This is a genomic window from Cytobacillus massiliigabonensis, from assembly GCF_900199725.1.
GTDB classification, from domain to species: Bacteria; Bacillota; Bacilli; order Bacillales; family Cytobacillaceae; genus Cytobacillus; species Cytobacillus massiliigabonensis.
The window spans coordinates 639,837-653,810 of the sequence record NZ_LT904903.1 but is presented as its reverse complement, the minus strand read 5'-3'; the positions used below and the strand labels follow the sequence as shown (position 1 = coordinate 653,810).

General features: G+C 37.4%; 12 protein-coding genes, 1 pseudogene and 1 riboswitch. Of the genes and pseudogenes, 8 read left to right on the top strand and 5 right to left on the bottom strand.

The features are described from left to right. Nucleotides 1-2: 2 nt before the first annotated feature. Nucleotides 3-1,043, bottom strand: coding sequence for a FecCD family ABC transporter permease (locus tag C1726_RS09300; RefSeq protein ID WP_102272875.1), 1,041 nt, complete (start codon nt 1,041-1,043; stop codon nt 3-5). Further along, nucleotides 1,040-2,044, bottom strand: a complete 1,005-nt coding sequence (locus C1726_RS09295) for an ABC transporter substrate-binding protein (protein ID WP_102272874.1) — start codon at nt 2,042-2,044, stop codon at nt 1,040-1,042. Before C1726_RS09295 ends, C1726_RS09300 begins: the two co-directional genes overlap by 4 nt. A gap of 355 nt (nt 2,045-2,399) precedes the next feature. Next, a riboswitch (cobalamin riboswitch) is annotated at nt 2,400-2,588 on the bottom strand. A gap of 964 nt (nt 2,589-3,552) precedes the next feature. Here C1726_RS09295 and C1726_RS26940 point away from each other — a divergent pair. Continuing rightward, nucleotides 3,553-3,687 (top strand): annotated as a pseudogene (locus C1726_RS26940) (excalibur calcium-binding domain-containing protein); the annotation flags it as partial. A gap of 259 nt (nt 3,688-3,946) precedes the next feature. Here the strand turns inward: C1726_RS26940 and C1726_RS09285 are convergent. The 3 genes from C1726_RS09285 to C1726_RS09275 all read right to left on the bottom strand — a co-directional run bounded on the left by C1726_RS09285 (nt 3,947) and on the right by C1726_RS09275 (nt 6,836). Beyond that, nucleotides 3,947-4,381 (bottom strand): SRPBCC family protein, encoded by a 435-nt coding sequence (locus C1726_RS09285; protein WP_102272873.1) that lies wholly within the window; start codon nt 4,379-4,381, stop codon nt 3,947-3,949. Nucleotides 4,382-4,572: 191 nt separating this feature from the next. Next, entirely contained in the window at nt 4,573-5,943 is a 1,371-nt protein-coding gene (locus C1726_RS09280) for an MATE family efflux transporter (RefSeq protein ID WP_102272872.1), read from the bottom strand. A gap of 371 nt (nt 5,944-6,314) precedes the next feature. Then, the gene (locus C1726_RS09275) at nt 6,315-6,836 is read right to left on the bottom strand and encodes an ECF transporter S component (protein ID WP_102272871.1); all 522 of its coding nucleotides are present in this window, start codon (nt 6,834-6,836) and stop codon (nt 6,315-6,317) included. A gap of 504 nt (nt 6,837-7,340) precedes the next feature. Here C1726_RS09275 and C1726_RS09270 point away from each other — a divergent pair. The 7 genes from C1726_RS09270 to C1726_RS09240 all read left to right on the top strand — a co-directional run bounded on the left by C1726_RS09270 (nt 7,341) and on the right by C1726_RS09240 (nt 13,884). Next, the gene (locus C1726_RS09270) at nt 7,341-7,886 is read left to right on the top strand and encodes a helix-turn-helix domain-containing protein (protein ID WP_102272870.1); all 546 of its coding nucleotides are present in this window, start codon (nt 7,341-7,343) and stop codon (nt 7,884-7,886) included. Nucleotides 7,887-7,987: 101 nt separating this feature from the next. After that, nucleotides 7,988-8,983: an ABC transporter ATP-binding protein gene (locus C1726_RS09265; protein ID WP_102272869.1), complete on the top strand. Its 996-nt coding sequence runs from the start codon at nt 7,988-7,990 to the stop codon at nt 8,981-8,983. After that, the gene (locus C1726_RS09260) at nt 8,973-9,977 is read left to right on the top strand and encodes an ABC transporter ATP-binding protein (protein WP_102272868.1); all 1,005 of its coding nucleotides are present in this window, start codon (nt 8,973-8,975) and stop codon (nt 9,975-9,977) included. The genes C1726_RS09265 and C1726_RS09260 overlap by 11 nt, the downstream gene beginning before the upstream one ends. 34 nt (nt 9,978-10,011) lie before the next feature. After that, the gene (locus tag C1726_RS09255; RefSeq protein ID WP_102272867.1) at nt 10,012-11,601 is read left to right on the top strand and encodes an ABC transporter substrate-binding protein; all 1,590 of its coding nucleotides are present in this window, start codon (nt 10,012-10,014) and stop codon (nt 11,599-11,601) included. Nucleotides 11,602-11,695: 94 nt separating this feature from the next. Continuing rightward, nucleotides 11,696-12,709: an ABC transporter permease gene (locus C1726_RS09250; protein ID WP_102272866.1), complete on the top strand. Its 1,014-nt coding sequence runs from the start codon at nt 11,696-11,698 to the stop codon at nt 12,707-12,709. Next, nucleotides 12,709-13,542, top strand: coding sequence for an ABC transporter permease (locus tag C1726_RS09245; RefSeq protein WP_102272865.1), 834 nt, complete (start codon nt 12,709-12,711; stop codon nt 13,540-13,542). Before C1726_RS09250 ends, C1726_RS09245 begins: the two co-directional genes overlap by 1 nt. Before the next feature lie 12 nt (nt 13,543-13,554). Beyond that, nucleotides 13,555-13,884 (top strand): cupin domain-containing protein, encoded by a 330-nt coding sequence (locus tag C1726_RS09240; RefSeq protein ID WP_102272864.1) that lies wholly within the window; start codon nt 13,555-13,557, stop codon nt 13,882-13,884. Nucleotides 13,885-13,974 lie beyond the last annotated feature (90 nt).

Sequence of the window (13,974 nt, the reverse complement as noted above, 5' to 3'; positions counted from 1 at the left end):
CATCAATTTCCCCCTGACATTTGCTTGTTTCTGCGAAGCAAGTATGCAAAGAATGGCGCACCAAGAACGGCGGTTACAACACCGAGCGGAATCTCTGTCGGGCTAAGTAATGTACGGGCAATTGTATCCGCCCAAAGCACATATATGGCACCAAAGATCACGGTCAAAGGCAGTAAAATGCGGTAATCTGGTCCAACCAGCAGCCGCACTAAATGAGGGACGACAAGTCCGACAAAGCCAATCGTTCCAACGATTGACACTGCAGCAGCAGTAATTAGGGTCGAAACGACCAGCACAACCAGCCGTGTCCGCTTTATATTGACACCCAAATGTGCTGCCTGCCGCTCTCCTAATGCGAACAAATTCAATGTTCGCCCATATGAAAGCAATACAACAAGCCCAATAGCTAAATAAGGCATAAGCACAAAGGTATATGACCAGCCTCTAAGGGCTAAACTCCCCATCAGCCAAAAGACGATTTCATTTACCACCTGATCTGACATGGACACCATAAAGGAAACAATAGCACCTAGAAAAGCAGAAACAACAACACCAGATAAAATAATGGTTTCTAATTTATACTTTCCCTGTACATTTGCTAATCGGAGCACAACAAGCAAACTGAGCAGCCCTGTTACAAATGCAACCAAGGGAATCGTCCATGTACCAAATAAAATCGTATGAAACCCAAATAATATTAAGAAAGCCGCTCCGACTGCTGAACCAGATGCTACCCCTAGCGTATACGGATCAGCTAATGGGTTGCGCAATACTCCCTGAAAACCAGCCCCAGCAAGTGATAAACATGCTCCGACAAGGATGGCAAGAAAAACTCGAGGCAAACGGACTTTTAGGATTATTTGCTCGGATGATGACGCCCATGCCGTATCTATGACATCTTCTAAAAACGGAAGTTGATGCAGGATAATTCCCCAAACATGCGAAATAGGCAGATTGGCTGATCCAAGTGACAAACTAACAATCACTGAAAGAAGAAGGAGAACGAAACCCGCTCCCCCCCATAGTGCTAATCTTCTTTTCATTTCTTAAACAAATCCGGATAAATCGCTTGGGCGATTTGGTTAAGAGCATCTGTTATTCTCGGACCAGGTCTAGACATAATGTTCCCTTCAATACCAGTCAAGTTGCCATCCTTAATGGCCGTAATCTTCTCCCAGCCATTTCTTGAAGTAATTAGTTCTTCCAACGGTTTGCCAGACTTATCATCCACAGTACCAGCAGTATACAAAATCACATCTGGATTATCCTGAATGATCTTCTCTTCATTAATTGCGTTCCAGCCTTCCATATCAGAGGCAATATTAATGCCTCCAGCCATCGTAATCAGCTCATCCATAAATTCCCCCTTGCCCACCGTCCAGCCAGGGGAAAATTCGATATAAACTTTTTTCTTATCCTCTTCTTTAATAGTTGCTGCCGCTTCTGTTACGGCATTAATATCTTCCTTCATTTTTGCCACAAGCTCTTCTGCTTTTTGCTGTGTATCTGTAATAACACCAATCTGAATAATATTGTTTAATATATCTTCAATCTTTTTTGGCTCCGTTTTGTATAAAGGAAGGTCTAACCCGCGAAATTTCTCCACAATATCATCTTTCATTGAAATGCCGCCAATTACTAGATCTGGATTTGCTGCAATAATTGCTTCCTCATTTGGCTTTGTGACCCCTCCTACTTTTGGCTTCGTTAACGCTTCTTTAGGATAATCATCAAAATCTGATACACCGTAAACTTTATCGCCCAGGCCTAGGGCAAATAGAATTTCCGTCTCTGATGGAGAAGTGGAGACTATACGCTCAGGTGCCTTTTCAAAAGTTAATTCTAAACCTGTTGCATCCTTCACTGTTAGGGGGTAGACCGTTGCTTTTTCACTTGTTTCCTTTTCGGAATCTCCTTTTTGCTCTACTTCTGACGATGCTTTTTGAGAGGAGCTATCTTTTTCTGCTCCATCATTTCCTGACCCGCAAGCACTGATAGTCATCGCTACCAGTAAAGTCATTAGTAATGCCAAAATCTTTTTCATACTCAATCCTCTTCCCTTCGTTTATGGTTCGAGATGAGCTTGATATTTTGAAGTCTTTCCCTGAACAAGAAAAGCGGAAGCGCCTTGGTCATCGCCGTACAAACGCAGAAGGGCCGGTTCTTTCGATATAGGAGACACAATGAGTGAAGCGAATTGATGTCGGCGCAATCGTTGCGGATGGGACCTGAAGTTTGATAGGCGATAGGCGCTGGAGCTAGACAATTAACTCCAAAGTTATACTTTCTTATTCCTCAACGAAAAAAGCCCTGCTTCCATTCGGAAACAAGGCATGCAAAAACCAGACAAATAAAATAAATTTATACTGATTAAGCCTATCCTTTTCCGCGAAGGATTTCGTTGGCTAGCTAAATAGGCAGGTTTCCTGGCTTACGGGTAACGCGACTTCCTCTCCTTCCCATTCCTTACCTGGAACAGTGGTAATGCGAGGTTATCCCCGAATAACAGTGGCGGGACCGCGCCGGATTTACACCGGCTTCCCTTTTAACCTTATCCAACGACAAGGCACCTACTAGCTATGTAAGATTCAATTGGTCAAGCAATATTCTCAACTCGTATTATAGCATTATTTCGAGTTATTTGAATATGCAGTTTGAAAACACAAATTGAATTAGATTGAAATTTGCATGAAGAAACAAATCTATTCGCCGTGCTCGCGAGTATATTGGACGTCATCAACAATATATTTGCCGTGCTTTCTAGTATATAAGCCGTCATCATTAACATATTCGCCATCAGTCCAATTATATTCGCCAACATCTCTACGAAACTAAAATAATTCTATTAATTCTCATTCCAAACATTAACACCAAAGAAAACATTGATAACTTTTTTCAAACATTTTAATATGATTCTAGAGGAGGATATTTGACCTATAAAAAAGTAAATATTATGCTTTTTGCAATTTTATAAATTTAAGTGATCATACACTAAATGTGTAATCTAGCATTTTAAGGAGACAAATAAAGATGACTGCAGTATTTATAATAGGATTCTTGCTATTTTTATTTTCATTGCTTTACCTATTCTTTCATTTCCTAAGAAAAATTAAGGATAAAAATAGAATTCTTTCCAAAAGAGTCTTTTTCTCAACTTTTATCGGGGGATTATTTCTATTTATTATTGGTGGGACATATATGGACACCGGAGTGCAAAACGACTTAACTGATGCTCTAGCTGCTAATGAAAAAATAAGTGCAGAAAATAAAGAGCTCCATTCAGAAGTTAAAGAGCTCAAATCAAAAAACGTTGAGTTATCCAATCAAAATGAAAAACTAAACAAAGAAATGAAAGATATGTCAACTAAAGTGAAAGATGCCGAAAGTGCTGAAGCTGATAAAACAAATCTTAGCAAACAAATTACAGATCTGGAATCTAAAAATAAATTGCTGGAAAAAGAGGTAAGCAGTTTAAAAAATCAGCTTTCAAGCAACAAGAATACATCAACAGCTAGTTCCAATACAACTATATCATCCAGCAGTACTGCTTCTACTAGCGGAGGAAGCGAATATTTTTCAAATTGTACTGAACTTAGAGAAGTATATCCAAATGGCGTTTCCTCTGATCATCCAGCCTACCAGTCTAAAATGGATAGAGATAAAGATAATTATGCTTGCGAAAGATAAGAATGACCCTTTGGAGATTTTACATTAATAAAAAATAAAGTTGATGTTTTAAAAATCATATTCTAGATGTATAACAAAAGGTGGTATTCTCTCATTTAAGAAATGAGAGAATACCACCTTTTGTAAATTCTATTTGACTCAAGCGAGCCCAGATTTCTTTTTCTTATTTCTTCAAACTCAAAAAACACATATATTTTTTTCATTCAGCTAAAATTCATTTAACATGCGAATTTTATTTTTAACAAAGCTTATCTAGCCATTATTGTTCAAGTATGGTTTTGATTTTAATTAAGTCTTTCATGTTTGCTCTTCTCATCATAAACGTCATGAAAAGGGATACTATCTTGTTGAAGCCTTTTGGATTCCCTTTATTTTGTAAAGTCATTCGCGTATGAGTTTCATCGATTGCTTGCCATGTATAAATAGTCTCCATTGGAAATGGCCCATTTACTGTTTTCATCACAAATTTCTTCTCAGGAATAAATTCTACAATTTCATACACGTATGCAAGTTCCCTGCCAAGAAATTTCGCTTTAAAAGCAATTTGGGAGCCGAGTGTAAGAGGTTTTGGTGTCTTCCACTCTACTGATTGTATATTTACATACCACTCTGGTGCATGATCAGGATTTGTTGCATATTCTGATACTTTTGTAATTGGGCAATTTATTATGATTTTCGTAATTACATCAACCATCTTGGTCTCCTTATTTATCGTTTCTACTTATTTTTTTAATAATATTTCAAGTAAGTATTCTCAGCTATACGTATTATCCTAGAAGCACTATCGGCAAGTTGGAATAAAGTTTCTAGAAAAAAGAGAACAAATAATAATTTGTCCTCTTGCCATTAAAAACATACTTAATTGAATAATCCGTGAATTACTCATTATCCTTTATTTGCTGCAATTTCATACTTTGCTGCCCTTTTCTTTAACCACGGTTTAGATAACCAGCGTCTTAGCGCAAAGATTCCACGAATCCATTCATCAAATCCTTGAGCTATCCAAATTCCCAGCAGCCCTAATCCAAAGATAATACCGAAAAGGTAGCTAAATACAACCGCGACTCCCCACATGCAAATAATGCCTATAACAACAGGAAAACGTACGTCTCCGACAGATTTTAAAGATCCCATCAATACAATGTTCATCGCACGGCCAGGTTCAATAAATACAATGGCCCAGAGAACAGGGAGTCCAATCGAAATAATGCTAGATTCGTCAGTAAACACTGCTAATACTGGCTCACCAGTTAGGGCAATCGCAAGCGACACGACTAACGATACAACCATCGATATTTTTAATGTCTTAAGTCCACGTTTTAAGGTTCTATCATAGTCCTTTGCTCCAATATATCGCGCAATCAGCAGCTGAGTTCCTTGTGCAATTGCCATTGTGAATAAATAGCAAAGCATGGAAAGATTAATAATATATACACGAGCCGCTAACGCATCGTCCCCAATCATAGCAACAAAGCTTGTGATCACAATTTGAGATAGCTGGTAGGAAAGATTTTCTCCAGCTGACGGAATCCCGATGTGAAAGATTTCCTTAATATCTATTTTACTAATTGAAAAAATATCTTTTATAGAAAACTTTAAATATAATATTTTATAAACAAAGTAAAGCAAAGCTAGAACAAGAAAAACCCTCGCGATAATGATAGAATACGAAACGCCTGCAACCCCTGTAACTGGTATTCCAAACCAGCCTTTAATCGCAATAAAATAACCCGTAACACTAATAATATTCATCATAACCGTCATAACCATTGCTTCTTTTGTATGACCATAACTGCGCAAAACAGCACTTAATGCAAGGGAAATGGCTTCAAGTACAAGCGAGATACCTGTAATGGTTAGGAACGTAAGAGCAAAATCATAAATCTCCCCACTTAACCCATAAAATCGTAAAAACACATCACCAAACAAGACAACAACAACAGTCATTACGACGCCAACCCATAAATTTATTCCAAAAGCCGAGCGGGCAAGCTGGCGTGCCCGTTTTAATTGGTTCGCACCTAAATTTTGACCGATTAAAATCATTGCCCCAATGACAGTTACATTAAAAATTAAGATAAAGATATTAATAATCTGATTGGCTACCCCAACACCCGCAACAGCCTTATCCGAATAGCCGCTTAAAATTAATGTCGCAATAATCCCAACACTCATATGCAGAGAAATTTCAATAAAAAGCGGCCATGTAATACTAAACAATGATTGATTTTGATACTTGTTATTTTCGCTTGGCACTGGTCAAACCTTCTTTTCTAAAAGGATATGGAACTTAGTTTACCTAAAATAGGTTTAAAAGGAAATAGACTTGCTTTATGGGACTGGACTTTTGAATGGGTTATCGGGACAGCAAGAGAGTGGAAAAGGAATCTGTCTCATAATATGAGCCTATGAAATAAAGGTTAGTGACAGGAAAAAAGAAATTGTCTCATAGAATGGTTCTACGAGACAAAGTTAATGATAGGAATTAGACATTGTCCCATCGCATGATTCTATGAGACAAAATCAGCTTCTAAAAATTAATGGTCCAGTGTTTAAAAAACTGAACCATTTTAAATCTTTTACTTTTCATTTTTGCTGCTGGATATTATATGAAAAATACTTTGTTATCATGCAAATTTCTTTAAGCGTCCTACAAGAGGAACTACAATTATACCTGCTATTAAGACCTGCATAATGTTTCCAGGGATAGAACCGAATGGCAGCACCCAGTTGCCGTAAATAATTACTTCGGCAAAATAATAGCCAACAACTTTTATTACAAGAGCAGCTGCAACTGCTAGAGAGTTGACTAAGACTCTTTTGCCAGGTACCTTTTCAGAAATAAATCCAGCTGAGAAGCCCATTAAACCAACGATGATGAATGTAAATGGTGCCCATAATGCCCAGCCAGATATAAGATCAAAAAATGCCATTCCAAAGGCACCTGCGATAGCACCTGTTTTTTTGCCGTAAACCAAAGCTGCAATAAATAGGGGCACGTTTCCTAAATGGATTAGTCCTCCATTCCCCATTATTGGGAGCTTTATGTTGATGAACATCGTGGCTACTAGCGTTAATGCAATGAAAAGTGCATTAATAACTAAGATTTTGGTTTTAGCTGTTCCTGTCGTTAAGGATGTTGAATTCATATGATAGACCTCTTCTTTTTTTAAAAATAATATCATACAATCGGATACTTAATAAATAGGAAATATTATTAAGTATCTTCGTATAGATATATTAGTATTTACGCTAAAAACTTAGAACGAAAAATTACATTTATTTGCCGCTTCTTCCGATAGTTAGTATCTACATGTCTGCTATTTTATAATGCCTGTAACAGCATTGAGTATATCTATTGAATTAAATGTGAAAACGGACAAACTTTTATTAAACCACGCCAGCATTTAAGTGTAGCTTAAGCCAATCGCTTTAATAATATAAAACCTTAAAGCGCATCATAGAATGCATTTTAAATTTTGCTGTTAAGAGAAGTCTGACACTATATTACAAAAGTATCGAAAAATAACATTATATTATGACAATAAAAAATATTTAAAATATTCATTTACATTGAAAATAATTATGATAAAATCATAAATAATTTAAGTAATACAGTAATTATTCCTCAATTAAAAGAAAGGAATTAAGTTATGGAAGAAATTTTTCAAAAAATCAAACAATTAAGGTTTGAACAAGGTATGACTTTAAAAGATTTAAGTGAAAAAACAGATCTATCTGTTAGTTTTCTATCGCAAATAGAGAGAGGTACTTCCTCCCTTGCCATCACCTCATTAAAAAAAATTGCGGATGCGTTTGGAGTGAAAATGATTCATTTCTTCGAAGAAACGGAAAGTTTAAATTACGCAGTAAAAAAGCAAGATCAAAAGCCTTTTAAAATAGAAAGTTCAGATTCTACTTATATTAGATTGAGTAATAATTTTACAGATAGAAAAATAGAACCATTTCTCGTAACAATAAAGCCGCATCAAAAAGAAAATGAACCTGTTAAACATCCGGGTGAAGAATTTTATTACGTTCTTAAAGGAGCGGTATTACTCACTGTAGATCAAACGGAATATTATTTACGCGAAGGAGAAGCAGTCCACTTCCCTTCAACCCTTCCCCATATATGGGAGAATCCGCTTGATCAGGAAACAATATTACTCTCTGTGATCACTCCAGTTATCTTTAATTAAATAAACATAAAAAGTTTCAAGGTTTCATGGGACATCTGTTGTTCTATACTACTCATGTTTTAGAATTTTTTCTAACAATCTATTTGAAAAAGGTGGAACTGATGACATTACTAAAAGTGAAAGATTTGACGATAAAATTCAAGTCACGCCAAGGTGTTGTCAAAGCAGTGGACAATTTAAGCTTTGAATTAGCTCATGGCAGTTCACTAGGAATCGTTGGTGAAAGTGGTAGTGGCAAAAGTGTTACCTCCCTTACCATAATGGGACTTTTGCAACATGCTAATGCTGAAATAACTGGAAATATTGATTTTGATGGTGTAGATTTATTAAAAATTTCACATAAGGAAATGAGGAAAATTAGAGGAAAGTCTATATCGATGATATTTCAAGAACCAATGACCTCCCTTAATCCTCTACATACTTGTGGCAAGCAGATCATGGAGCCAATCCTAATTCACCAAAAAAATGTGAGTAAGCAAGAGGCAAAAAATTATGCAATTGAGATGCTCAGAATGGTGGGAATCCCTTCCCCTGAGCAGAGATTTCATGAATATCCGCATCAAATGTCTGGGGGAATGCGGCAAAGAATCATGATCGCTATTGCTTTAGCTTGTAATACCAAACTATTAATTGCGGATGAGCCTACTACAGCATTAGATGTTACGATCCAAGCGCAAATTCTAGATTTAATGAACAATCTTAAGAAAAAAAGAGATATGAGTATTATCATGATCACCCATGATTTAGGTGTTGTGAAAGAAATGTGTGAGAAAGTAGTAGTCATGTACACTGGACAAATCGTTGAAAAAAGTCCAACTGATTTAGTATTTGCTGATCCTCTTCATCCGTATACAAAAGGATTGCTCAATGCTATACCAAAGATTTCCAGTAAAGTAGAAAGACTAGAGGCTATCGAAGGCACAGTCCCTGACGCATTGAAAATGCCAAGTGGCTGCAGCTTTCATCCCCGATGTAAATATGCAACAGAGAGATGCAAAGTAGAAATGCCTCCATTATATCAACTAGAAGATGGTCGTGAAGTAAAATGCTTTATTTATGATGAAGCAGAAAAGGCTGGTGAGGTATATGCAACATAATAATACAAATAGCATAGCAAAAACATCCAATCATGATGTCCAAAAAAACATTCTAGAGGTTTCACACTTAAAGAAGACTTTTCAAATAAAAAGTCCTGATGGAAAAAAGGGTTTGCTTAAAGCAGTAGACGATGTTTCTTTTAAGATAAAAAAGGGGGAAACATTTAGTCTTGTCGGTGAAAGCGGCTGTGGCAAAAGTACGTTAGGCAGAACACTTCTAGGTCTTTATACACCAGATCGCGGATCTAAAATTTTGTTTAATGGCGAAGATAATTCAAATATCCCTAAATCAAAACGGAAAAATTTTGCCAAGCAAGCACAATTGATTTTTCAAGATCCATCTGCTTGCTTAAATCCTCGAAGAACCATCAAACAAATTCTATTAGAACCATTCAAAATTCATAAAATGAAAAATGGTGAAGCAAAAATTATGGAGCTAATGGATATGGTCGGTCTAGCCAGTCGCTTTTTAGATAGATTTCCTCATGAAATGTCAGGCGGGCAGAAACAGAGGGTGGGAATTGCTAGAGCATTGGCACTCGGTCCAGAGCTTATTGTATGCGACGAACCTGTCTCGGCTTTGGATGTATCGATACAGGCACAAGTGATTAACTTACTAGAGGATCTGCAGAAACAATTGAACCTTACCTATCTATTTATCTCACATGATCTAAGCGTCGTTCACCATATTAGTGATCGAGTCGCAGTTATGTATTTAGGTAAAATTGTTGAACTGACAACGCGTGATAATCTATATGAACAAACGCAGCATCCATACACAAAGGCACTCCTCTCTTCTATTCCAGATATATGTGGAGAACCCCGAGAGAAGATTATTCTCACAGGGGATGTTCCAAGTCCATCTAATCCGCCATCTGGCTGCCGGTTTCACACAAGATGTCCAGCAGTAATGGATATTTGTAAAACTAAGGAGCCAGATTTCATTCAAACAAGTAGTAACCACTTTGTTGCGTGTCATATATGTACAAAGTGATTCTATAAATTTTATAGAAAAGGGGTCTTGGATAGTGAAAAAAATTGCTTTATTAGTTATTACATTGATTTTGACTTTATCACTAATCGCATGTAGTAAGAAGGAGGAAAGTGGAGGATCATCTTCATCAAATACCGATACAATCGTTGTAGGGGTAGCTTCTGATTGGAAAACCTTGGATCCTGCTCGTGCTTATGAAGTGTTTGGGAATTTCTATTTTTATGCAACATATGAAAATTTATACATGTTGGAAGGGTCAGATCTCACGCCAAAGCCAGCCCTTGCAAAAGAATACTCTGTAGATGAATCAGGACTTGTGTATACATTCACTCTGGACGAGGGGCGTAAATTTTCAAGCGGAAATGCTGTAACTGCAAATGATGTTGTTTTCAGCTTTAATCGCACTAAAAATATAAAAGATAATGCTTCAGCTCTTGCAGAAGGGGTTGCAAAAGTAGAAGCACCAGATGACAAAACGGTTGTTGTCACACTTCATGAGCAGGATGCATCCTTTCTTGCAAAACTCACAAGTAATGCCTTTGCCGTTGTGGATAGCAAAGTTGTGAAGGAAAACGGCGGTTCAGATGCAGATAATGCTAGCACAACAGATGCGGCATCCACTTTCCTTGATGGAACTTCGGCAGGCAGTGGACCATATGTATTGAAGAAGTGGACGCCAAATACAGAGATGGTGCTTGAAAAAAATCCTAATTATACGGGTACTGTGAATGCGAATAAGATTATTATCAAAGAAATCCCTGATCCAAACACGCAAATTCAAGCGCTTGAAAAAGGTGAAATTGATGTTGCATTAAGTGTTGGACCTGACCAAGTGAAAAATATTCAAGAGGGTGGAAATTCTAAGGTTGTGTCTTCACCAACTTCAACCATTTCATTTTTGCTAATGAATAATAGCACTGAAATAGGTAAAGAAATGGCCGATCCACTTGTTCAGCAGGCGGTCCGCTATGCACTTGACTATGAAGGATTCAAACAATTAGCAGGTGATGGTGCGCTGCTGCCAATGTCATTTGTGCAAGAAGGCTTTGTCGGTGCGAAATCAAGACCAGATAATTATCAAAGTATAGAAAAGGCAAAGGACTTGATGAAGCAAGCAGGGTATGAGAATGGCTTCACGATACCTCTAACAGCCGCTAACTACGATTCTGAAGGGCTTTCATGGGTAACAATAGCTGAAAAGGTAAAAGAAGATCTTGCGAAAATTAATATCAATGTAGAAATTCAAACGGGAGAAGTTGGTGTTGTAATTGAAGACTATCGAAATGGCAAGACTCCATTCCTTGTCATGCATTGGTCACCTGACTACTATGATTTAAGTAATCAATTAGCATTTATCCCTGGCGATATTGTAGGAGAACGTGCGAATTGGGAACCCCAAGATAACTCTGAATTAGTAAGTTTAGCTAAACAAGCAAAAGTGGAAATTGATGAGTCAAAACGTGCAGAAATTTCCGGTAAGATGCAAGAAATAATGGCTGAGAATAGCCCTTATGCATTTTTAGTACAGCACCCTAAATCATTTGCGGTAAGCTCCCGACTTGAAGGTGCTTCTTATAATGATCTACTTAAGCTGCATTTAAATGAATTAAAGCTTTCTGAATAATATTCCGAATCATCAGATAGCTATCCAAGGCAGACAACTGCTCACGATAGCTATTCAGAAGCAATCTTGTTCTTTGTTGGGGGCGTGATCCGTATTGCTTAGATTTATTGGTAGACGTCTATTGTTTCTGCTTTTCTTATTATTTGGTGTAGCACTTTTCGTTTTTATTCTTTCGCATTTAGTGCCTAGTGATCCAGTTGCAGCAAATTTGAGCCAAAGTGCAATGAATAATCCTGAAATTGTTGCTGCTTTTAAAGAAAAGTGGGGACTTGACCGATCTCTATTTAGCCAGTTAATTTTGTACTTCCAACACTTATTGACTGGTGATTTAGGTACCTCTATTCGAACTGGCAGACCTGTGTTGGATGATTTAATGCAATTCTTCCCAGCAACATTTGAACTATCTGTAGTAGCTATGATAATTGCCTTAGTCCTTGGGATTTTATTTGGAATAATTTCTGCTATATTCCGAAACAAACCTATTGATCATATCATTCGTACTGTTTCTATTAGCGGGGTTTCCATACCAAGTTTTTGGTTTGCTTTAATTTCGCTCAATATCTTCTCCTCGGTCTTAGGCATTACACCAGGTCCAGGTCGAATTGATGCAAGATCATCAACTCCAGAAGGAGGAACAGGTCTACTGCTGCTAGATTCACTTGTTAGTGGGGATTTTCAATTATTTGCTGATGTTGCAATGCACTTGATCCTACCAGGGACGGTGCTAGGATTTTTTACGATGGGATTAATTGCTCGTCAAACAAGATCTAATTTGCTTGAAGTGATGTCAATGGACTACATACGTACAGCTAGATCAAAGGGGCTGAAAGAATCAGCGATAATCGTTAGGCATGCAATTTCTAATTCAATGATACCTGTTATTACAGTAGCCGGTATCGGATTTTGTAATCTGCTAGGTGGAATGGTGCTTGTCGAGAATATTTTTGCTTGGCCAGGAATCGGGCAATATGCTTATCTTTCTGCCGTTTCACTTGATTTCCCTGCTATATGCGGCGTCTCATTATTAATTGCTTTTATATATGTTGTTATCAATCTACTAATTGATATCCTTTATGGGATTATTGATCCGAGAGTGAGGTATAGATAATGAGAACATTCAAATCTTTTATCACTCAAAAAGGATTTCTTTTTAAATTTGGATTAATTATTTGTACATTTTGGATTCTTGTTGTCATTTTTGCACCGTTAATTGCTACACATAGTACAACCGCACAAGATCTATCTATTAGATACCAGCCTCCAAGCTTTTCACATTTCTTCGGAACTGACGAGCTGGGCCGTGATGTGTTCTCACGGGTAATGTACGGTTCTAGAATTTCTTTAACAGCAGGTATTATTACAGTGATAAGTGCCTTTTCCTTTGGTATCCTCTTTGGCGGAATAGCAGGATATAAAGGCGGGAAAGTGGACGAAGCAATGATGCGTTTTTCAGAGCTCATTATGGCATTTCCACCACTAATTTTGGCAATGGTAATTGCTGCCGCACTTGGACCAAGTATCATAAACTCAGTACTGGCAATGGCCATTATATGGTGGCCCAATTATGCAAGATTGATGCGATCAATGGTGATATCCTTAAAAGAAAGCGAGTATGTTACTGCTTCTCGTGTGATGGGTGCTTCTCATATTCGAATTCTATTTTTAGAAATTTTACCAAATAGCTTTGGTCCATTATTAGTTATGGCTACGCTTGACCTTGGGAATGCAATCTTGATGTTTTCTGGACTTAGCTTCCTTGGATTAGGAACACAGCCGCCAACACCTGAGTGGGGTTCAATGGTATCAGATGGGGCAAAGGTTATTCAAAATTGGTGGGTTTCCACCTTCCCTGGTTTAGCTATTTTCACAATTTCTATAGGTGCTAACTTTGTTGGTGATGGACTTCGAGACTTCCTAGATCCAAAACTCCAAAAAGAATAGGTGGGAAATGAAATGGAAAAAATCAATGTTAATCAAGTAGAGCCAACTGGCATGCCACTGTATGAAATGAAGAAACTTTTTACAAAACAGGGGAATTTTCAAGAAGTGAACATGAGTGTCATTTCTCTTTCACCCGGTGAACGAATTCCTGCTAAGGGTATGAGTTGTCATGATGAGGATGAGTATTCATATATTTTCAGTGGGGAAATCGAAACCTATTGTAATGGTGAATACAGTGTGGAAAAGGCTGGAGATGCAACGCTGATTCCTGCTGGTGAAGAGCATTGGTGCATGAATAATAGCAGTGAACCATGTATACTCGTTTGCTTTATGGTGAAATAAGACCCAAAGATATATATAAAATAGAAGAAGAGCCAGCATGAGAATGCTGACTCTTCTTCCTTGTTATTTAATATTTTTTCAATTTTACGA